The 21,699-nt window shown below is 45.5% G+C and carries 13 protein-coding genes and 1 pseudogene; 1 reads left to right on the top strand and 13 read right to left on the bottom strand.

What is annotated here, in order from left to right; genetic code table 11:
• Nucleotides 1–54 precede the first annotated feature (54 nt).
• The 5 genes from HI950_RS02370 to HI950_RS02350 all read right to left on the bottom strand — a co-directional run bounded on the left by HI950_RS02370 (nucleotide 55) and on the right by HI950_RS02350 (nucleotide 5,651).
• Nucleotides 55–1,506, bottom strand: coding sequence for an ABC transporter substrate-binding protein (locus tag HI950_RS02370; RefSeq protein WP_169081763.1), 1,452 nt, complete (start codon nucleotides 1,504–1,506; stop codon nucleotides 55–57).
• 479 nt (nucleotides 1,507–1,985) lie between these two features.
• Complete coding sequence (locus tag HI950_RS02365) at nucleotides 1,986–2,444, bottom strand: enoyl-CoA hydratase/isomerase family protein (RefSeq protein ID WP_169081764.1); 459 nt, start codon at nucleotides 2,442–2,444, stop codon at nucleotides 1,986–1,988.
• Nucleotides 2,426–3,190, bottom strand: a complete 765-nt coding sequence (locus HI950_RS02360) for an alpha/beta fold hydrolase (RefSeq protein ID WP_169081765.1) — start codon at nucleotides 3,188–3,190, stop codon at nucleotides 2,426–2,428. Before HI950_RS02360 ends, HI950_RS02365 begins: the two co-directional genes overlap by 19 nt.
• A gap of 124 nt (nucleotides 3,191–3,314) precedes the next feature.
• The gene (locus tag HI950_RS02355; RefSeq protein ID WP_169081766.1) at nucleotides 3,315–4,394 is read right to left on the bottom strand and encodes an NAD(P)H-dependent flavin oxidoreductase; all 1,080 of its coding nucleotides are present in this window, start codon (nucleotides 4,392–4,394) and stop codon (nucleotides 3,315–3,317) included.
• A 42-nt stretch (nucleotides 4,395–4,436) separates the two neighbouring features.
• On the bottom strand, nucleotides 4,437–5,651 hold the full coding sequence (locus HI950_RS02350; protein ID WP_223285067.1) for a YbfB/YjiJ family MFS transporter: 1,215 nt from the start codon (nucleotides 5,649–5,651) through the stop codon (nucleotides 4,437–4,439).
• A gap of 112 nt (nucleotides 5,652–5,763) precedes the next feature.
• On the opposite strand from HI950_RS02350, the gene HI950_RS02345 reads away from it, so the two are divergent.
• On the top strand, nucleotides 5,764–6,633 hold the full coding sequence (locus HI950_RS02345; protein ID WP_169081768.1) for a LysR family transcriptional regulator: 870 nt from the start codon (nucleotides 5,764–5,766) through the stop codon (nucleotides 6,631–6,633).
• 133 nt (nucleotides 6,634–6,766) lie between these two features.
• Here HI950_RS02345 and HI950_RS02340 read toward each other — a convergent pair whose 3' ends face one another.
• The 8 genes and pseudogenes from HI950_RS02340 to HI950_RS02305 form a co-directional block, all read right to left on the bottom strand.
• Nucleotides 6,767–7,108, bottom strand: a complete 342-nt coding sequence (locus tag HI950_RS02340; protein ID WP_169081769.1) for a hypothetical protein — start codon at nucleotides 7,106–7,108, stop codon at nucleotides 6,767–6,769.
• A 53-nt stretch (nucleotides 7,109–7,161) separates the two neighbouring features.
• Nucleotides 7,162–10,500: an NPCBM/NEW2 domain-containing protein gene (locus tag HI950_RS02335; protein WP_169081770.1), complete on the bottom strand. Its 3,339-nt coding sequence runs from the start codon at nucleotides 10,498–10,500 to the stop codon at nucleotides 7,162–7,164.
• 2 nt (nucleotides 10,501–10,502) lie between these two features.
• Complete coding sequence (locus tag HI950_RS02330; RefSeq protein WP_169081771.1) at nucleotides 10,503–15,779, bottom strand: S-layer homology domain-containing protein; 5,277 nt, start codon at nucleotides 15,777–15,779, stop codon at nucleotides 10,503–10,505.
• Between the two features lie 723 nt (nucleotides 15,780–16,502).
• A pseudogene (locus HI950_RS02325) lies at nucleotides 16,503–17,138 on the bottom strand (LLM class flavin-dependent oxidoreductase); the annotation flags it as partial.
• On the bottom strand, nucleotides 17,128–18,126 hold the full coding sequence (locus HI950_RS02320) for a phytanoyl-CoA dioxygenase family protein (protein WP_169081772.1): 999 nt from the start codon (nucleotides 18,124–18,126) through the stop codon (nucleotides 17,128–17,130). The gene HI950_RS02320 and the pseudogene HI950_RS02325, both read right to left, overlap by 11 nt.
• Nucleotides 18,127–18,380: 254 nt before the next feature.
• On the bottom strand, nucleotides 18,381–19,214 hold the full coding sequence (locus HI950_RS02315) for a carbohydrate ABC transporter permease (protein ID WP_169081773.1): 834 nt from the start codon (nucleotides 19,212–19,214) through the stop codon (nucleotides 18,381–18,383).
• Nucleotides 19,215–19,239: 25 nt separating this feature from the next.
• A complete protein-coding gene (locus HI950_RS02310) occupies nucleotides 19,240–20,118 on the bottom strand; it encodes a carbohydrate ABC transporter permease (RefSeq protein WP_411268065.1) in 879 nt (292 codons plus the stop codon).
• A 170-nt stretch (nucleotides 20,119–20,288) separates the two neighbouring features.
• Entirely contained in the window at nucleotides 20,289–21,629 is a 1,341-nt protein-coding gene (locus tag HI950_RS02305) for an ABC transporter substrate-binding protein (protein ID WP_169081775.1), read from the bottom strand.
• Nucleotides 21,630–21,699 lie beyond the last annotated feature (70 nt).

The raw sequence follows: 21,699 nt of genomic DNA, 5'->3' as shown, positions 1-21,699 counted from the left end.
GCAACCGGCATGCCGGCCGCCCGATAACGCTTTTCCACTTCCTAACTGATGGGGTTAAGGGCTTACATCATATCTGCCTTGAATTTCAGGTTGGACCTTCGCTTCGATTTCTTTCATCGCTTCCGCGGCCGTTTTCCTGCCCAGCCATACTTCATCCATCCCGGAGAACGTAATGGCATTCACCTTGGAGAAGTTTTTAATATAATAGGAGCCGTTTGGCACGCCATTCTCCAATAAATTGTTCATCATCGCGTCTTTGAAGCCCGCTGGATGCGCCGGATTGTTTTCGGCCCATTTGGCAATGAGTTCCGGTTCGGTGTACCATTTGGTCATCGTCGGCATCCATAACCCGCCGCTGTAAAGATCAAGCGAGCCTTCCGGATTTTCCAAAAACTTCGTCAGCAGCCAAGCTTCATCCTGATGCTTGCTTGATTGATAAATAACGGAGGCGCCGCTGATCCCCATCGGTACGGAACGGCTCATTTTCGGAAGAACACCGATATCGTAGTTGACTTTAGCTGCTCCAAGATCAAGGTTGATCCATTGTCCATGCATGGACATGGCAACCAGCTTGGATTGCAGCGCCACCGCTTGCGACGGAATGGATTTCATTTGAACCGGAGACGGCGCAACATGGTGTACATTAATGAGATCGGCAAGCCTTTGGATCGCTTCCGTCGCTTCTGGTTGGCTAAAGCCGAACTTGCCGTCCTTCGTTATCCATTCGCCCTCATTGTTTATGACGGTGGCGTGAATCGGGCCGTGCCAGGTTTCAAAAGAAACGCCGAACTGCTTGATATTGCCCGGATCAAAGCCTTCTTCCGAAGCGTTCTTCCCGTTTTTGTCCAGCGTTAGCTTCTTCGCCACTTCTACGAATTGATCCCAGTCCCAAGCCTCTCCTGGCTTGGCAGGCGGATAGGCTTGCTTTGCGGTGTCGAAGAGGTCTTTGTTATAGAACAGTCCGAACGTTTCTCCGGCCGTGCTTATACCGTAAGCGAAATCTTCGGAGGACTTGAACCAAATGTAATCCAGGAAGTCTTCGCGCTTAAGCTCATCGTCTTTGTCCAAAAGCTCGAACATATTAACGAATTTGCCTTCCTTCTGCCACGGATCCGCCAGCTCTCCGTGCATATAACCGAGATCAGGGGAGTCATTTCCCGCTACCATGGCGGTTATTTTCGCATCGTAATCCGCTTCGGGGATATGGATGGCATCAACTGTAATCCAAGGATATTTTTCGGTAAACTTTTTTGTCGCCTGCTCGATTGCCGTTTTCTCCTGCGGGCTTCCCCAAAAGGTAAACTTTAGCTTAACTGGCTCTTTCGAATCATCCTTCTGCTCGTTGGCGGGCTCGTTCTTGTCATTGCCTGGAGCCGTCGTTTTTTCGGTTTGCGACGGTTCCGCCGCGTTCTCCTTGTTAGAGCCGCCTGAGCAGCCAGCAAGCAGCGTCGCAAGCATGAGAATGGCTAGCATGAGGATGGATAACGTCTTTCGATTTTGTTTCATGGTATACCTCCCTTTAATGGATGAGCCTCTATAAACGTTTTGTTCCTGTCTTTCATACTAATGAATGCGGTTACAGTTTGATATTCGAAATTTTTTATAATAGTGGACTATCTAAACAACCTTTGCAATCTTAGCCTTTGTACAGCGAGCTAATACAAATGGTTCTCTGCATCAAGTTCCTTCAACATTCGACATTTACCATAATGATCCTGCCCACGTCAAAATAACTCAATCATAAAAAAAACACCCCGAAGGGTGGCCCGCACTCATGATGAGTACTATAGAATTTGGATAGGAGTGGAGAGTCCTAGTCTTAAACTGTAGCTTTTGAATGAATAGTTATATTGTGTATTATGCTCGCACACCTTCGGGGCACCTAGTTTCGAAATCATCCGATAAGAAATCATTATAAGGGTCAACTAAACATGTTGATTATACGGCATATCAGATTAGGATTTTTTGCCGATCGGAAAAGACAACTATTCAATATTGCTTATATGATGACCTAAATTAAGCTCGAAATCGCCTCGTTGACCAAAGCCTCGCGCAATTGCTTTTGACACTTTTTCCTGAGTATTTTTTGACACGGCTCCAGAGATAAAGGCTGTTCGAGATTCCAGCAATTCTGAGGCTTCAGGGATTCCAGTGCGATTAAGGAGCCTCTTGGTCTCACTTAAAGTCTGTTGATCGAATACCGAAATTCTTCGAACCAAGTTTTCCACAAAGCCGTCTAATTCTGCGTCAGGGATCGCTCTGTTAATCCATCCATAGCGTTCAGCCGTTTGGGCATCATAGTCGTCACCGCTAAGGATAATCTCAAGGGCGCGCGCGCGACCCGCCAAACGGGAGAGCATTTCATTACCACCACCTCCTGGTACGACACCGACAGCCACTTCAGGCTGTCCGAAGATGGCCTTCTCTAGGCTGGCGAAACGCATATCACAGGCAAGCGCAAACTCGCACCTTCCGGAATAAAAGAAATATCATTTTTACCCCAAGCTGCTAATAAAGGCGGCTGGTATTCTTGAAGATATTTTTGAAACTCTGGGTACATTTTCACATTAGTTTGGTAGTCAAAAATTAAATCTAGTTGTTTTTCATCATTTCCAGGTCGGGACATATACGCAATATCAAGAGTATATCCGTCTGGGGAAACTTGATTTTCTTTTGTTCCATCAATATATTGGTTTATTATTGTATCAGGATCAAAGGCGGTCCGATAACTGTCTCGTTTCTCTTGTGTTGGATTACGCCAATATTCTTCTCGATCCGCCCATTTTTCACCAAGTCCTTCACGATAAACGTTGCCGTTCTGACTTATTATTGCTGTTACGTTCTCTGGACGGCGCATAGCTAAACGAAAGCCAATCGGCGCTCCATAGTCAAAGACATATAATGCATATTTAGTAATCCTAAGTTGATTAATAAAGGCTTCCATGATTTCAGTAATATTGTCAAATGTATATTGAAAATTGTCTCTGTCAGGCGATGATGAATTACCAAAACCAGGATAGTCAGGGGCAATCAAATAGTAGTCTTTTTCTAATACAGGCATTAGTTCTCTGAACATATGACTTGCGGACGGAAAACCATGAAGTAATAAAATAACTGGTTTATCTGGATTGCCGGCCTTGCGATAAAACACTTGTAATCCTTCTATTTCTAAAAAATGATATGTCGACATGTTATTTCCTCCAATTTAACAGATGCATTTCGTTTCTAGCCTATCTGCTAAAAAAGAATAGAGCTTTTGTTTGTTCTCATTTGACCTCGTCTTGCTAATTATCCCTAACTTCAATCGAATTACTTCAATCACTAACTTTGATCATTTTTTCAAGAAGTATATGAGATTGATACATAGTCTGTTGAATAATTGTACCTGCAGAATGATCGGTTGCTAATCTAAGCCCCTGACCTGCCCAGAGCGACATATACTCCGGGTTATTAGCTTTAGCCGCTGCCTTCCGAATATCTCTTGTCATCGCGTTCTGAATTGGAAAAACAGGAATTACTCCAGGATATTGATCTATCTCTTTTGTAAATTTAGTCTGAATACCACGTGCCGCTCTACCTGAGTATGCACGCGTAACTACAGTGGAGTCTTCGTTTGCTGAAAGAATAGTCTTTTTATAAACATTATGGGCACCACTTTCAATACACGCTAGAAATGCAGTACCCATTTGTACGGCAGATGCTCCTAATGCAAGGCTCGCTACAAGGCCTCTTCCATCCATAATCCCGCCTGATGCAATAACGGGAATGGATACTTGATCCACAATCTGAGGAACTAGAGCCATAGTTCCTATTAAAGAATCCGTAGTGTTTCCCAGAAACGTTCCTCGATGCCCTCCGGCTTCGCTTCCCTGCGCCACAATCGCATCCACCCCTGCCAACTCTAACTGTTTGGCTTCTTCAACAATAGTTGCTGTTCCTATCACAATAGTTCCCTGTTTTTTCATAGCCTGGATCACATCTTTAGAAGGTATACCAAACGTGAAACTAAATACCGGGACTTTTTCTTCAAGTAATACTTGTACTTGTTCTTCAAAAGACTCCGACACGTTCTCAATCGGTGGGTTTTCCTTAATCCCTAACTCAATGCGATATTTATTCAAACATGTTGTCATTTTTTCAATTGTTGCTTGAGATTCGGTTGTTTCCACTGGTACAAATAAATTAACTCCAAAGGGCTGCTCCGTAAGCTGCCTGATCTCTTGAATTGTACTCCGGAGTATTTCTGGTGTTAAATATGCAGCCCCCAGACTGCCAAGCCCCCCAGCATTTGAAACCTCTGCTATTAATTTAGTTGTTGCAGGGCCGCCTGCCATAGGAGCTTGAATGATCGGATATCGAATATTTAATCGACGTGTTAAATCAGTCTCAAACATTTTTAGAGGGTCTCCTTTTTCGATAATATATTAACTGTGTAGTTAAAACTGTACTGCATTTTTTTCTAGATTTTTACCCTTGAACATAACACTACCCGCTATCATTACAATTACAGCAATAACTAGTACCGAGGCTGCAAGAGCCAAGGATATGCTGTAACTATTTGTTGCATCCATAACAAAACCTGCCCCTATGGGACCAAGGATTTGTCCAATCCCAAAAAAACCAGTCATCAACGCAATGGCTTGACTACCACCTGTAGGTTTTAATGCACGTGCCGCGGTAATGGCAAGCATAGAAATCCCCATAAAGGTCCCGCCAAACAGAATTGAACCCAGACCTACACCGACGATATTAGGTACTAATACAGGCAATATAACCCCTATAGCTTGTAGAATAAGCGCAATTATCAATGGCTTTACATAACCCATTTTACCCATACACCAAGACCAGAATATAGTCGATGGCACCGCCGCTACCCCAACGATAATCCAGCTATAATCAGAAAAAAATTCCATATTCGGAACTTGTTTTACATAAGAAACCAAAAATGTCGCGCTAACGATATAACCCAAACCTTCAAGACCATATACAATAAGCAAATAAGGAAATAACTTTGTTTCTTTTTCAGTAGACTCTTTATCGCTACTTTTTAGGGAAATGTGTTGCTTTTTAGGCTCCTGGATATAACTCCAAATAAATGCAACAAGAATAATACTAATAACCAAGAGACCAATCCATGCTCCTCTCCATGAGTGAAGACTGAACAATGGAATGAGTAACCCTGATAGTGCAATACCAAATCCAACCCCACCGTAAAAAATACCGATCCTTTTTTCACGATTCTCAGCAAGAAGTGCATCTAAAACAAAACTCGATGCAAGGACAAAAATAAAACCACTACTCATACCAGCTATGAACCGTAGTATCATCCACCAAGAAAACGAAGATACACCCCCCATTAATCCTGTTGTTAAAATGCATAAACCCATTTGAAATCGCAAATGAGTAGATCTACGCTCTCCAAATGCAATGAAACCCGCGCAAAAAGCTGCAACTAAGTAACCTAAGTTATTACTTGCCGCCAAATAACCAGCTTCTGTTATGGATAAATTAGTTTGTGACTGCATGAATGGGAGTATCGAGGTGTATGAAAAACGAGCGATACCCATTGCAATAGCGAGCATAACAAATCCACCAATTAAGATTTTTGTCGAAGCAGCTTTATCATTTACTTTTATTTTTGAACGTGACAAGATTGATCTTCCCCCCTCCTGTTTTAATTGTAACTTCACCATGATATTGTGTAAAATGAAGTTAAACGATGCCTGACATTAAAAAAAACAATACTTAAAAGGGAGGATGTTTATGGAGATCCGCGACATGCACATTTTTTTGACTGTGGCAAACGAAGGCAGTATTACACGAGCGGCTGAGAAATTGGAATACGTTCAGTCGAGTATAAGCATACGTATTCAACAACTTGAAAATGAACTTAATACCGTTTTATTTTATAGGCAACGTCAAGGAGTTCAGCTTACTACATCAGGACAGATCCTTAAGTCTTATGTAGAGAAAATTTTATCTCTTACGCAAGAGGCCGAGCAAGTTGTATCGGATAGATCAACACCACAAGGACCACTTCGAATAGGATGCCTTGAAACTACAGCGGCAGTTCGTTTACCGAATATTCTCGCCGACTATCATAGTTCCTATCCAGGGGTTGATTTAACATTGAAAACTGGCACGACGGACGAACTCACTAAGTTAGTCCTGAAGTTTGAATTGGACGGTGCATTCGTATCCGCACCAATTGAGCATGAAGAGTTAGAAACAACGGAGATCGGTTATGAAGAGCTTGTGCTCGTAACAGGAGGACAAAACCTATCAATTGAGCGAACTGAAGAGTTACAAAATAAAACTCTACTCGTTTTTAGAATTGGTTGCTCATACCGTCAAAAATATGAAGAGTGGTTAAGTCTTAAAGGAATTAGGCCATCCAAAATTATGGAGTTCGGTACCGTTGAAGGAATCCTTGGATGTATCCATGCGGGGCTTGGCATTTCGCTGTTACCCCGTTCAGTTGTGGAGAGGGCGAGTGAGCACTATAGTCTTCAAATTCAAAAAATATCAGAGAAATTATTCAAAACTGCGACTTTGTTTGTTCGCCGCAAAGACTCTTATTATACTCCGGCCGTATCTGAGTTAATAAGAATATCAAAAGAAAGATTTAATTAACTCGGCTTGTCTAATGACAGCAACTAAGCAGAGCTGCCCGTTCGTTTTATACAACAGGATATGAAATGTACTAATATTTACAAAAAGCAGTCGCCCCAAGCTAAGAACCCGCTTGAGGCGACTGCTTTTTTATTTATTTCAATAAGGTTGGAACCGCCAAGCTAACAGAAGCGGTCAATTCTTGGTCAAGCTGATCCAGAACAAATACTTTCACTGTATAGGATAATTGCGCAGCATCTTCGACATCAAAGAAAGCAGCGAACTCTTTAGCAGTAGAAATAGGATCTGCTTCTATAGCGAAGATGCTTACTGGCGTTGTGTCGTTCATTAACTGGAACACGATTACTTGCTTGCCTTGTCGCGGTTCTGTTCCCGGAGTGGGCGCTACTTCCACCTTGGCTCCAATACCCGAACTACGATCGAGCACGCCGTCCGAAATAAAGGTATATGGCTCAACTTTAGGTCCTGTATTCATAAACCCCGCATGAATCCAATCCCCGTGGTCAAAGTTCTTGTCGCCGGCGTCATTCAGAGATAATCTGATCTGCTTTGCGCCGTCAGGCAGCGGTATTCAAAGTTCCACACCATGCCTTTGCCGACAAGCGGCGAGGATGAAATCAACTTTTCATCCACATAAACCTTGAAGAACATGCTTGCATACCCACCGTTTTCATTAACTTCATCATCTGTTCCCGCCACAGCGACAAACCTTTTTGCGCCTGTCGGGATATTGTAAACAATGTCAGAGTTTGCATGTGTACCCAACCCATGGTCGTATCGTTGGCCTGCGACAGTCAGCTTATTTCCATCGATGGATTTATTTTTTTTGGGTACGTTTGCCCATCCTGATGTCGCGCTCACCCAATCCATTTGATCCAAATAAACATCCGGCAGGGGCGGTACAGGACCATTATGCTCAAAAGTATGCAGCGTTTTGGATACCGTATTCGAATCCCCATATCCTTGCACGAACAGCTTTGCTTTTATGGTTGCGCTGCTCACCGGCAACGTAAACGGTTCCTTATACAACAGCGAATCTCTGGTCGGTTCGCTGCCATCGATAGAATAACGAATTTCGTAGCTGCTTCCCTCTGCATTCGTTTGTATGGCTACTTTACCGCCTATATCCATCCAGCTGCGTTCACCATCATAGACGATCTGCAAGTACGGCGACGTCTTGTTAAAGCGGGCGGAAACAGCGCTTCCTGCTCCTTCTCCATTCATAATCTTTGCGCGAACGACGGAAGAAGAAGTGATTTCAATATAATTCTCATATTTAGGCGAGCTTGCCGTCGGTTCGGATCCGTCAAGCGTGTAGTGTATTTCACTCGAAGCGTCCACGGGCTTGAGGTACACTTTTCGTTTATCCAGAAATCCACCGCCAAATGGCTCCATATCGAGCTTCGTAAACTTAGCCACATAACCTCCGCTACCGCGCATCGACAGATTCAGCACACTGCTTGAGTTTACCGTCTTATTCTCAATTGTATATCCGTCTTGTTTAGTCCTATCATCCATATAAATGTGTCCCGTATAATTCCCACTGCCCAAAAACGATAGCGCCACATCCATCGAGCACTCCTGCAAACCATTCATTACGGCTACATACCAAGTGGTACCCGAACGTCTAGCCATGGCCGATACCTCGCCGATCTCGCTGCCAGGGAGCACGATCGTCTCGTCCCATGCGGTTGGAATGCTCTTAATGAGCTCCACAGCCGGATTCATTAACATATTCTCCGGATGCTCGCCAAATGAAAGACTTGGCGACGTGAAGCTGAGAGCCGTGGCAATCTGATGGCTCCAGGAGCTTTGCCCCATACGATTGCTCATTGACATCGGCGTATAATCGCCATGACCGGCCAAGTAACGAGTAAAGGGCAAGGTTGTGTTATGGTCTGCCGGAGGCGCGCCTTGCTCCAATCCGTGAATGCCTTCCCGGGTTATCTCGTTCGGATATGTACGAGATAAGCCGGTCGGCTTATTGGCGCCGTGAAAGTTGACCATCAATTGATATTTGGCCGCATCCTCCAGCGTATCGCGGTAGAAGTTGATCTTATACAGTTCTTCCCCATCGATAAAATCAAGCTTCACACCGACAACACCAGCGGCTCGCGCCTTCTCGAAAAAGGCCAAACGGTCAGCACGATTGAATATGCCTTTCTCACCCGAACGGTCTGAAGCCGATTTCCACAACCAGCTCTCCACATGTTTGGATTTGCCGTAATCGACAACTTCTTTGACAGCGGCCCAGTAAGCATCGGGCGTAGCAGCCCAGTCAGTCCATCCCTCATCGATCAAGTTGTATGGAATACCGAGTTCAGAAGCATAATCGATATAAAGTTTCATATTCTTCAGCGAAACATCGCCATCGACGACCCAAGACCAAGTCGATGGCCCTGGCTTAATCCAGTCCATGTTGTTATCAAAGATGGCTGCTCTCGGGGGGTTGACGTTCGGAACAATATCGCTGTTCACTAAGCCATTCAAATCGTTTGCAACGGATACGATTCTCCAAGGCGTTGCCACGGAACCGGATAAAGTCCAGCTCCCCCCATTCATAAAGTTAGCCTTGAAGGTGCTGTTCCCTTCGGCGACAAGGGTCATTCCGGCATAATCGACCAAAGCGCCTTCCGTTATCGCCGCATAGCCGCCATTATCAGGCAGCTTTATCGTCATCGGCGGTCCGATTTTGGTGCCGACAGGAACCGATTGGGCGCTTTGTTTCGTAAATCGCCCTTCATAGGAGATCGTATTTTGTTGGTACCAGACTGTGCTGTCAACAGGAATTTTAAAACTGCTGCTTTCGCCGGAAATAGCATAATCCGCAGATCTTTGTGGAAGTACATAACGGAAAGCGATACCGTCATCGAACAGCTTCACTTCCAGCGAATACTTCATTCCAGTAATCGTATTGATCATTGGAATTACCGTCAGCGTATGATGATCGCGAGCCGTGGAATGCTGTCCGATCCATGGATATGAAACGGCATCAGGTGAACTTGCCACCACTTCGGCTTGATCCCAAACCGCATGATCGCCGATGTCGATACCCTCGATAATGACGCCAAGAAACGACTTTTCAACCACTGTTTTTCCATTAAATTTCATAGAATACGCTAGTCTGCCGTTCATGTGCTCTATGGTGCTTGTCACTTTTCCTTGAGGACTCGCGATATTCACTGGTTCTGAAGGCTCCCATTCGTCGGAACCGTCACTCAGCAGGAATTTGGCGTCCAGCCAGTTTGTGTGATCGCACGTAGGATCGCCCAGATTGTCCGTAATCAATGTCAGCGTCTTTGCCCCAGCAGGAATGCTGACGTTGAACATATACGTTTCGTTAATTTTCAACTCGGGCGAGCTCGCAATGACGACATCGTCAGCCTTGACGTAAAATTTCGCTTTGGCCTTCACAAACTCCGGGTTGGACTTCACTTCGTCATCGATACCTGCTAAAGCTGTAAAGCGCTTATACCCGGGATCGAGATTGTATTCGATTTTGGAGCTTGCATGTGTGCCGATCCCTTTGCTGTACACGATGCCGGCGGAGGTAAGCGGATTGCCGTCCAATGATTGATCTCGCTTACTCGGACTCCAGTAAGACTCAGAGCTTACCCAGTCCAGATCGGATACATAAACCGACTGCTGCACGCTTGATTGTGCAGCAGGGTTGGCATCCGGCAGTTTCACGTTGTAGGTCGCTTCGGTTACCGAAGAATTAGATGTAATTGCGTTCGAAGTTTGTACAAGCTCAGCAGCAGTGACTTCTTTGGAGAATCCTGTTACAAAGCTAAAGTTGATGGTCATCAAACAAGTTATCAATAACAAACTTACGACGACGTGGAGCCTATGACGTCTTCTTTTCATATTCACTCCTCCTCGAACAAGAGATTATAGATAGCCTGCGCATTTTGCGCGCGGGTTGCTTGAGACTTTGGATCAAACTCGCCATCCTTTACCCCTTGCATCACCATAACCGCCAATGCTTTATTAACGGCTTCCACTGCCCATTCAGATACGTCAGACCCATCTTCAAAGGATTGCAAAGGTTTTGCTGCCAAGCTAATCTTCCCATGCTTAAATTCATAAGCATTCACAAGCATAATCGCCATCTGTTCACGAGTGATCGCTGCATGAGGAGCAAATTCAGTATCCGTGACTCCTTTAACGATTCCAGCCCCATAAGCGGCTTGGACAGCACCAGCAAACCATGCGTTGTTATCAACGTCTGTAAATGGAGATGCGTTTGCGGTTGTATTTGCCGTCAGTCCTAAAGCTCTTATCAGCATAGCTGTGAACTCTGCGCGTGTGGTCTTATCATCAGGAACAAACAAGTTTTCCGTTTTGCCTGTTATGATATGTCTAGCCGATAACACTTCCAGCGTACGCGCCACCCAGTGGCTTTTGTTAACATCATCAAACGACTTTCTATATTCGGTAACTGCATATTTGCTCAAATGCTTCAGCTGCACGGTGATCGTTGCTGTATCCGGATTCGTATTCCCGCCAACAAACTCCCATTGATCCGTCTGCTCATTGTTATAATAAACACCAAGCAGCAAGGGATCCGTATTATCCTTGTCATAAGGCAAGGAAATTTCGACGCTTCCATGCAATTGTTGAGCTTTAATCTCGCGATTATCCTTAGTTAGCAAGGACACTTTGATTTCATAGATTTGGCCCGAGATTCTTAAAAGCGCTGCCCCTTGCTGAATCTGCCTGACAGTGCCGGTAACCGGTTCCAACTTGACTTGTACGATAGCTTCTTCCATCGTTCCTGCCTTAGAAAGGAGATATTTCAACTCCTTCTGATCAATGGTGACAGAAGCACCTCCAGCCTTCACTTGCAGTGCTCGATCTTGAATGTCATTCATGGATACAAGGGCTGATGTTTGCTTCTCATCGAGCTGTACGAATGCCATACCATCTTTCATAACCGGAATGACCGAAGGCAAGACATGGTTTGTATTGCCCCCATTATTCGAAGATTCGTTATCGCCCCCATCATTTTTCTGAGTGATGGTTACGAGAGAATTACCCGCGATGCCTGATCCATCTTTTGCCGTAGCTTTTACTGTAACAATTCCTGCTTTAATCGCTGTTAATACCCCTTGCTGATCAATCTGAGCTTGACCTGTTTCATTGTATACAGACCAAATCACCGTTTTATTCGTTGTATTAACAGGCAATACAGTTGCTGTAAACTGCGCTTGGCTGCCAACAGCCATGGTGTAAACGGAAGGGTTCAGACTGATCTCATCTGCTAGAACTTCTGATCCGCTGCCTGTTTCTTCGATGACCTCGAAACGCTTCACCGTCCGTACATCCCCGCTTCCGGCAACAATCGTATACGTCCCGATCATAGCGCCATTCGGCAGCGTAAATGAGTCACTGAAATTTCCGCCCTTTAACACATTGACATAGAGGATGCTTTGGTCCGGTCTTAACACTTTAATTGTCAACGTGCTCAGCTCTGTATGCCCGGTTATGGTAACCGTATCTCCTGCTTTCTTATCCGTAATATCTTGCAGCTCTGGCGCCTCAACCGGCGGTTCGGAAGGTTTGAGATAAGGCTGCATTACCTGCGCAAGCCGATTAGCAATCTTGACATGTCCGGCGCTGGAAGGATGCAGACTGTCGTTGAAATCGGATGACGGATATGTATCTAACCATCCGGATGTATCTACATAATGCAGCTTGTCATCGCCTGCAGCGATTCGGCTATTGACTGCGGCTAGCGTAGGCGCAGCTTTGAAGCCGCCAAAGGTGCGAAGAACAAACAACTGCGCAGCTGGGTACTTCGTCCTTATTTGCTGGAGAAATGCCGTATATGTGGTCTGAAAATCGCTATCGGACACATTGAACTTAGCATCATTAGTCCCTAAATTAATAACGATCCCATCTGGCTGGTAAGTGCTGAAATTCCAATCCGGTGAGTCCGGATAATCACCTGGCTGCAGTTTAAAATATTGCTCGCGCATCCCGAGCGAATTAGGCGCATAGCAAGCTATACCTGTCTCCAGGCAAATCCCGGTGTAGGCAATCTGAGTGTGATCGGCATTTAACTGCTCTCCCGCTAGCCATGCGTAGGAACCGATCGATACTTCAGGCGTTGTGTAGCCAACGGTAATGGAATCGCCAATGAACTCAATCAAATGTTCCCTCGGAGCCGCTGGTACAGTGGTCGATCCGCTGTCAAGAAGCAGTCCTTGAAAGGACAGGACATCCAGAATATCTTTTGAAACTACGGTTAATCGATGTGTTCCAGCAGGAAGCGGCGTCGATGTTATGGGGACGGTTCCGTTCGCATTTTCATACAAAACGTAAGGACCATCATCGATCTTGGCATACAGATTCGCTGAAGCACCCATTTTAATTTGGACGTTCTTCCCCGTGAAGCTAACCCGCAGGGATGCGCCTGGCCAGTAGCTTTTATATGTTGTTGATGAGCTCCGGTCCCATCTGCCCATATAGTGAATGTTAGCATCCTCTGGAGCGACAAAATCCAGTACCGGCGCTACCTGCGGCGTGGCATTGACTTCATTGGACGGAGCACTCTCTCCTCCAGGATAGACCGCCTTAATCACAAAGAAATAGGTCGTTCCATTGCTTAGGCCTTCTGCCTTGTAGCTGTTAACAGTGCTGTTCACAGAAGCTAGAGCCTCACCGTAGGAACCCTCGGCAGCACGGCTAAATATTTGATAGCTTGTCGCCGCTTCTACTGCGTCCCAGTTCAAACTCACTTGCCCATCCCCAGCAATAGCGGCATGCAATGAAGGCGTACCGATTCCTGTAACGGTCACCGCTGCCGTCGCCAAAAATTCTCCATTTGACGTTGCAGCTGTAATGGTGGCGGTACCAGGGCCTGTTGCGGTGACGAGACCGCTGTCGTTTACATTTGCGACATTTGGATTACTCGATGTCCAAAATGCTTTTTTGTTCGTTGTATTCTCCGGAAGCAGCGATGCCGCAAGCTGCTCCGTCATGCCTGTCAACATGTCTAGCTTCGTCTTATCAAGCTTAATACTGTCTGCTAATATCTCTGGTCCATACACCTCAAATTCCCAAATGGAGTATCCGTATTGCGTAGCTCTGACCGTTCCGTGCATGCGAACATAACGGGCACTAGCTTCGTTAAATGCAATCGTTTCCAAAGCGCCTTTTCCGCTTGTTGTGCTGAACACATTGGTCCAGTTCTCCGCATCATCGGACACTTGAATATGATAGCTTTTGCCGTACGCCGCTTCCCAATAGAGACGTACTTCGTTGATTCGTTTGCTTTCGCCAAGATCAACATACAACCATCCTGGATCCACGCCTCGCTTGGACCCGAAACGCGTTGTAAAATTACCGTCGAAGGCCAAAGAAGCTGTATCGGTCGAACCGTCGCTTGAAGATCCGACTGCCGGTTGTTTTAGTGCCAAGTTGGTCCGTGGTCTCGGTTCTTGTTCCTGCACCGGTTTAATCGTAACTCCGCTATAAAATTCCCGATCCGTAAAATTCATTTCATGTAAAGTCGTCGCAGGCTTAGAACTCCCCGGCATATAAACATTTTCAAAGGTAATGCCAGTTATCAATGCCCCTTCTTGCCCTTTGATTTTGGCAAAGCTTTCACCGGCGTCACGCACAGTAATATCTTCCACGGTAACCCCAGTGATCGGCCCTACGCCATTGTTATTGTGATTCACCGTAAACAGGGTCATCCACGCACTATTATCCTCATTTTTACCACTAATGTCCTCCACATCAATATTTTTAAACGCCACGTTGCTTACCGTGCCGACCCCATATTTATGATGGATCGCGAAGCCTACAGCTGCCTTATACACAACGCCATCTTTAAATGTGATGTTGTCTTGATTTTGCATGACACCCTGACCTATTTTGTAACCGTAACATAAGGTCCATGTGATACTGTCCTCGATCACAACATTGCTCACTGGTTCTGGGCTCCCAGGCCAAGGAACTTTTCCTGATGCGATATCCGTATCCTCTTTCCATGCTTTCGTCGAATAAGGATCATCTAAAGCAATGCCAATCGAATTGCGTACCACAGCATTTTGCGACTCGACGATATCAATCCCGTCATTCTCGCCCATGCCAAGGCTGTTAAACATCTTTAAATTTGTAAATACCAAATCATTGGAACGAACAGGCATGACAGCCCACCCCGCAGACTCTCGAATGATGACACCGTCCATGGTAAAGTTGGACGTGGCAATTGGGACTACTAGGTTGTTGATCATCCCTTTATTGTTGGTACTCTTATCGTCGTGCAGCATTTTTCCGTTTCCATCGATCGTTCCACGTCCGTAAATCTTAATATTCTGGGAGTTAAACACTGTGGAGATCCACCATGTTGCCGGTCTGCCCATGGAATTTTTAAACCAATGCTCCGTATAATCAGCCGTCTTCCCTGTGCCGACAAAGGTTGCTCCAGGCTGCATGTAGATGGCTGTATTGCTCTTCAGTAATAAGTTACCAATATAGTACGTTCCAGCCGGTACGTAGACAACGCCTTGAGCGTTATTTCCCCGTCCTGTACCGTAGCTGCTGGCATCATCAATTGCCTTCTGGATCGCTGCCGTTCTTTCGGTAACACCCGTCTGAACGCCAGTTGTCGTTACTTGGTAAGGAGCTTCGGTGATATTGTAGATTCCTTCTCCTGATGAGGCGGGAATATCGGTTTCCGCCGGATCAGCTGCAATGACGAGCCTCGTTGTTCGGTTGTTCATTGAAATGATCAAATACTCATCCTTCTGAGTTGTAATCGTTAACGTTCTGCCTACAACACTATCAGCCTTGATTCCAAGTTTCTTAGGACTGATTGCGTACTCATGCACCTTGTCCGTATTCAGAATCGTCACCTCATACGTCACAGGGCCGCCGGACATCGAGAAATGAGCGTAATCATAATCGTTGTATGCTTTAATTACCGGGATTGGCACCCCATTCGCTTTGAGCGTGAAGTTCGCTGAAGCCGAATACCTTGTGGATTGATCGTAAGGAAAAATCTCTGCGGGCGCTGCTCCTGCGTCCATTGTTAATTCTGGTGCAGCTTGAGCGGTTTCTGTCGGAATAATAAGAACCGACGCCATTAGCGCCAACGTCAGAAACGCATTAAACCATCTTTTAACCTTTAACATTTGCAAATGTCCTCCTTCATGATTGTATTCATTAGCCTCGACCCTCGATTGAAAGCCCTTACATTTCCTTCGTGCGTGTTCAGTTTAGCAGACTACCCCCGCTTCCATAATGAGGAAAATCCCACTTCTAGGGCAGATATTTATATATTTAAGAGCTTGCTTGCGAATGAAACAAAAAAAGCAGCCGCTTCGAGTTATGTAATCACTCTTGTCGCGACTGCCTACACTATCATTGCAAATATGGGAGTGGAATATTAAAAGCCGAGGGTGGGCTTGAAAAAAACAATTGTACGAGACACTTTGCTCCATTTCATGGAAGGTTCGGAAGAGGCATTTAGAAGGAGAAGAGAAAAATATTCATTTTAAATTCGAGTAAGTGAGGATGCACTTTAATGAAATCGACGTAAGTATGATGATTAATAGTCGGTATAGAGGTTAGAACTTTATCCTAATTAGGCTGCATTTATATTAGTAGCAGTCTGAGTTGTATGATGAGGCCAGCCAGTTTTTACTGGTTGACCTCTTTTGATTAACAAATCCTTTTTAATCCTATATCAAGTTTGAATCCTACAAGTTATGTCAAAAATTTTGTCACTGAGACTCACGAATATCGGGATTCATCTTTGTTTTCCAAGAAATATTATAAATTATATGAATTTCCATTTATTCACTGAACTTCGAGGACTCTCCGGTCCAGCCATGGGAGCGTTGCGAATATGATCCTCAGAAAGTTCTTTCCTCAGCTTCCCATCTTGCGACCTCTTCCCGAACTCGCGGTGCGACTTCCGTTCCCAATAGTTCAATGGCTTTCATAACATCCTCATGTGGCATGGTGCCGACGGGCAAATGCAGGAAAAATCGTGTGAAACCTAAATGTTTGCGCATGTGAATAATTTTGTTGGCAACCGTTTCGGGATCGCCTACATAGAGTGCGCCTTCTAAGCTGCGTGCGGCATCGAATTGTGAACGGCTATAATGTCCCCAACCGCGCTCTTTACCAAAATAATTAAACGATGCCTGAGTAGGAGGAAAATACTTGTCAACCGCTAGAGAAGTACTCTCCGCGATGAACCCGAGTGAGTGCACGGCTATCTTTAATTTCGATGCATCATGTCCTGCATGAGTAGCAGCATTCTTATAGAGTGGTACGAGCGGAGCAAATTGCAAGGGACTCCCGCCAATGATCGCCAAAACAAGAGGCAGTCCAAGTACCCCTGCTCGTATGACCGACTTTGAATTACCCCCACTGCCAATCCATACGGGCAAAGGATTTTGAACCGGACACGGATACACACCAAGATTCGTAAAGGCGGGTCGATGCCCTCCCTTCCAGGATACCTTCTCCGACTTATTCGCCTTTTTCCATTCCCATTGGCATCACCATACCATTATCCATCCCCATCATTGTAACGCTGCTCGATTCTTCTTCTCCGTCTGCCAAATAAACCTCAGTTCCGAATGCTGGCTCGGCATAAGGAAGGTTTGTGTTTCCGCGGACGAGAATTTGACGGTAATTCCCTGAATGACCTTCGAATCCGTCATGGTCCCATGGCACCCAAGAACGTGCATTGCAATAATGGCAAACGAATGAGCGACGGTACCGGTCCTTGGTTCGATTCTGATAAGAGCGATGAAGTAGATGCGAATGGAAAAATAAAACATCTCCAGGACTTAGCCGAACGGGTATGGCAGGAGGATAGTTTGCGACAACCTTAGATAACGTATTCACATTATCGTCTAAATGGCTCACGTTCTGCACGCCATTCAAATCCTCGAATGCATCCACCGCATGCACATTTCCTCCTCCGACACCATCAGGAGGATATATCGGTTCGTGGTTCGAACCGGGTACAACCCATAAGCAGCCATTTTCTTCATCTGCTTCCTCTAAGGCGATCCACGCTCCGATTAGCGTATCCGGATGCGTCTTAATATAGCATGCATCCTGATGCCAACCTTGACCACCTTTTCCAGGAGGATTTAAGAAAAGCATAGACTGAAGAGCGTATACATCCGGCCCAACCAACGCCTCTGTAACATCGACTATTCGAGGGTTAAGCATGCCCCTCTCCGCTGCTCCGTTTAAACGAGACATCATATGAATTCGTGTCGCCTTTGCAAATTCCTCTTTGAGAGGATCCTTACTATCACGATCTGCCTGATTATCTAGCTGAAGGCTATTAAGCCTTGATTGCTCTGCTAATTCATATAACTCGTCGATGTCTTCTTTTGACAATAAGTTTCTGACAATTAAGTAGCCTTCTCTGTGATAGTGGGAATAATCCTTCACGCTTACTAAATATCTGTTATCCCTCGCACGTGATTTAGGTACATAAAACTTCCCCATAACCAGTTCACTCCCTCGATTTATATGCCTACCCCTAATTGTAGCGTGATGAAGCAGCACTCTCCATAGTCTAAAACCGGCAAATGATGTGTTTATTTGACCAAGGAATTCACCAAAATATTTCGATTTAAAAGATAAGGCGTGTACGGGTCCAATACGGATACCGTATGGCGAAATAAGGGATCCTGGCACCTTTTTATGTAATCCGATGCCGTTATTCCACGCATCGGGAAACCCGTTTTTTTATGATCGGTTTATCCTTTTATGCCGGACAGCGTTACCCCTTCAATAATATAACGCTGTCCGATCATGTAAACGACCAGTACCGGGAGCAGAGCGATTGAAGCACCAGCCATCATCAGCGTCCAGTCCGTCGCATACATGCCGCGGTATAGATTCAGCATCATAGGTACCGTAAATTGCTCCGGGCTGTTGAGAAAGATAAGCGGATAAAAGAAATTGTTCCACATGCCCAGAAACGTGAATATGCCGAGCGCTGAAAGCGCAGGCTTGACAAGCGGAAGCATGATGCGCGTATAGATCGTAAATCGATTGGCACCATCCACAATGGCTGCTTCTTCCATTTCCTTCGGGATGCCTCTAAAAAATTGGCGGAGCAGAAAAACGCCAAAGGCATTTAATAAGGCAGCAGGCACGATGATCGACTGATGCGTATCGAGCCAACCGAAATTTTTCATCATCAAGTACAGCGGGATGATTGTCACTTGTCCGGGCACCATCATCGTTGCAAGAAACAATATGAACAACGGTTCCCGGAATGGGAACCGGATTTTGGCGAAAGCGTATGCAGCCATGGAGCATGTTATCAGCTGCGCGAATACGACGATGACATTAATATAGAAGCTGTTGAAGTAAGCTCGCCCGAAAGGCAAGGCCGTTAACGAAGCTTTGAAATTGGACCATACGAACGGTTCTGGAATCCATTTAGGCGGAACGACGAATACTTGGGACAAATCCTTTAGCGCGCTGAGTATCATCCATAGGAATGGCAGCCCCATGACGCAGGCCCCAATGATCAGCACGACATGAAGCACTATCGTAGAGGGGTGAAGCTTTTTCGAATTCATGAGTTTTTCTCCTTCCCGGTCATCCTTATTCTTCGTAATGAACCCAACGTTTGGATATTTTCATCTGCAGCAAGGTCAGCGTCAAAATCATCGCAAACAGCGTGACAGCGGCCGATGTGCTTGTACCGAAGGTAAAATCAACAAATGCCGAGTCATAAATGTGGTATACAAGTGTATAACTGGCTTTTGCCGGTCCACCCGAGGTCATGACAAAGGATTGATCAAACACCTGGAAAGATCCGATCACGGACATGATGGTGACAAAAAAAGTAGTCGATGACAACAAAGGAACCGTAATATGCCGCAGCTGCTGCCATTTGCTGGCGCCGTCAATTTGTGCAGCCTCGTAATATGTCGCCGATATTCCCTGTAATCCGGCAAGAAAAAGCACCATACTGCCTCCAAGCCCCATCCATATGCTAAGAAGCGCAATGGAAGGCATTACGAACCGCGTGTCTGTCAGCCAACGGGGACCTTCAATGCCGAACCAATCTTTTAAGTATAAATTAATCAGCCCGAAATCCGCGTTAAAGAGCCACATGAAAACGACTGCTACCGCTACGGACATCGTAATGTTAGGCATAAAATAAATGAGCCGGTAAAGTACCTTTCCTTTTACTTTATTTAAGCCAATAGCAACAAGCATAGCCAGAATGATGCCGGTCGGTACGGTGAGAACGGTATAATACAGCGTGTTAACAAGCGCGGTCCTGAAATCGGGATCTTTAAACTGCCTCACGAAATTGTCCAGTCCGACAAAGGTCCGTTCACCGAAGCCGTCCCAGCTCATTAGACTGATGGCAAAAGCCAATATAAGCGGAGTCAACGAAAAGATAACCAAACCGACCATTTGCGGAAAGATGAAAAAATATCCCCAAAGGTTGTCCATCGTCTTCGTCCTCATGAAATGACGTTTCGTATCTGTTTGGTCTATTGACGGGGAGGGCCCATTATTAACGGCCGTTTTCATATCCATGTACGCCACGCCACCCTTCCTCTATTATAGTAAGAAGGAAGGGATTTCCGAATGTTCGGAAGCCCCTTCCATTTCCTTGTGAAAGGACTGCTGCCTGCTTATTTTTTTCCTTTGTATTCCTCAATCTTCTTGTTCGCCAACTTCTCGATTTCCTTCATTGCTGTATCCAAATCCTCATTTTTCAGCCAAAGCGCCTCAAAACGGGAGTTGATGTCATTACTCAGACCGGGAATACTCGCTTCAAACGGGGTTAATGCATAGCCGATTTCACGGGCATCCAGGAAAAACTGCGCATGCTCGGGAAGGTTCCCTTCAAGCACCACTTCGTCTGCTCCCGATACCGAAGGAACTGCATTGCCGCCTCCTTGAAGACGGTATGTTTGACCTTCCTTATTGACGAATTCCGACAAGAAGGTGTAAGCCGCCTCTTTATGCTTGGTAGTCTTATTCAGTACCATATAGGCTGTCGGGATACCTGCGGGCTCGATTTTGTTGCCGGTATTTGTCGGCCACGTGACGATATCGTACTCGAGGCTAGCGTTTTTCTTGAACAGCGGCAGGTACCAGCGTCCTGCGCCGACAAAGCCAACCTGATTGGACATAAACATCGCATCGCCGCCTTGTCCTTTTGGAAGCGTGCCGGCAAATGTAATGTTTTTACTCTGGACGTTATCATATAAGAATCGGAATGCTTCGACCGCTTTCGGATCCGTGTAGCCGATATATTTGCCGTTGTCGTCATAAACCTTTCCGCCGTTAGAGGTTACCCAACTGTGTGTGCTGTTCCATGCATTATCAAGTACGTAACCATATTTGCCGCTTTCGCGGATTTTATCGGTCATTTCCTTAAAAGCGTCCCAGTTCCACTGACCATTTATCTGCAAATCGGCGGGCATTTCAGTAATGCCTGCATCCTTTAACACCTTCTTGTTATACCAAAGCACCATCGGGTTATTGTCTACCGTGGCCCCGTATATTTTACCGTCGCGCTCAGCGGCTCCCCATAGGCCCGGGAAGAAATCCTCCTTCTTAACCGCGCTTCTTGCATCATCCATTAACGGTGTGAGCTCCTCGATGCTGCCGTTTTCAATCAGTTTTACAATAAAAGCGTCACCGGCATAGAAAATGTCTGGGGCCGTTCCGCCACTCAATTGCGTTAAGATTTTTTGATCGTACTCCCCCGGGATCGGGATTAACTCCGCTTCAATTTCAGGATGCTTCTTATTAAAATCATTTGTGAAATCTTGAAACCTTGTTAATTCTCCCGGATTTCCCCATGTAGCCCACTTGATTTTTACTTTCCCCTCTTTTGGACCGTTTGTTCCGGCTTCTTCCCCATTAGACACCCCGTTGTTGCCGCCGCTGCTCGTTCCGCAGGCTTGAATCAAAGCAGACACAGCAATAATCATGATGAGTAGAGACCATTTGAGCTTTTTCATTCTCTTTTTTCCTCCCTCAAGATATCTATTTTTCAATCAAAAGCTTTTGTAAACGCTTTAATTATAGTAC

This window comes from Paenibacillus sp. PL91 (genome assembly GCF_012935325.2).
Lineage (GTDB): Bacteria > Bacillota > Bacilli > Paenibacillales > Paenibacillaceae > Pristimantibacillus.
This window is presented reverse-complemented; position numbering and strand designations above follow the sequence as displayed.

Bases quoted from the DNA above. Each gene is read 5' to 3' on its own strand.
- HI950_RS02370 (WP_169081763.1), bottom strand. From the start codon at position 1,506: ATGAAACAAAATCGAAAGACGTTATCCATCCTCATGCTAGCCATTCTC.
- HI950_RS02365 (WP_169081764.1), bottom strand. From the start codon at position 2,444: ATGCGTTTCGCCAGCCTAGAGAAGGCCATCTTCGGACAGCCTGAAGTG.
- HI950_RS02360 (WP_169081765.1), bottom strand. From the start codon at position 3,190: ATGTCGACATATCATTTTTTAGAAATAGAAGGATTACAAGTGTTTTAT.
- HI950_RS02355 (WP_169081766.1), bottom strand. From the start codon at position 4,394: ATGTTTGAGACTGATTTAACACGTCGATTAAATATTCGATATCCGATC.
- HI950_RS02345 (WP_169081768.1), top strand. From the start codon at position 5,764: ATGGAGATCCGCGACATGCACATTTTTTTGACTGTGGCAAACGAAGGC.
- HI950_RS02340 (WP_169081769.1), bottom strand. From the start codon at position 7,108: ATGAATACAGGACCTAAAGTTGAGCCATATACCTTTATTTCGGACGGC.
- HI950_RS02335 (WP_169081770.1), bottom strand. From the start codon at position 10,500: ATGAAAAGAAGACGTCATAGGCTCCACGTCGTCGTAAGTTTGTTATTG.
- HI950_RS02330 (WP_169081771.1), bottom strand. From the start codon at position 15,779: ATGTTAAAGGTTAAAAGATGGTTTAATGCGTTTCTGACGTTGGCGCTA.
- HI950_RS02320 (WP_169081772.1), bottom strand. From the start codon at position 18,126: ATGGGGAAGTTTTATGTACCTAAATCACGTGCGAGGGATAACAGATAT.
- HI950_RS02315 (WP_169081773.1), bottom strand. From the start codon at position 19,214: ATGAATTCGAAAAAGCTTCACCCCTCTACGATAGTGCTTCATGTCGTG.
- HI950_RS02310 (WP_411268065.1), bottom strand. From the start codon at position 20,118: ATGAGGACGAAGACGATGGACAACCTTTGGGGATATTTTTTCATCTTT.
- HI950_RS02305 (WP_169081775.1), bottom strand. From the start codon at position 21,629: ATGAAAAAGCTCAAATGGTCTCTACTCATCATGATTATTGCTGTGTCT.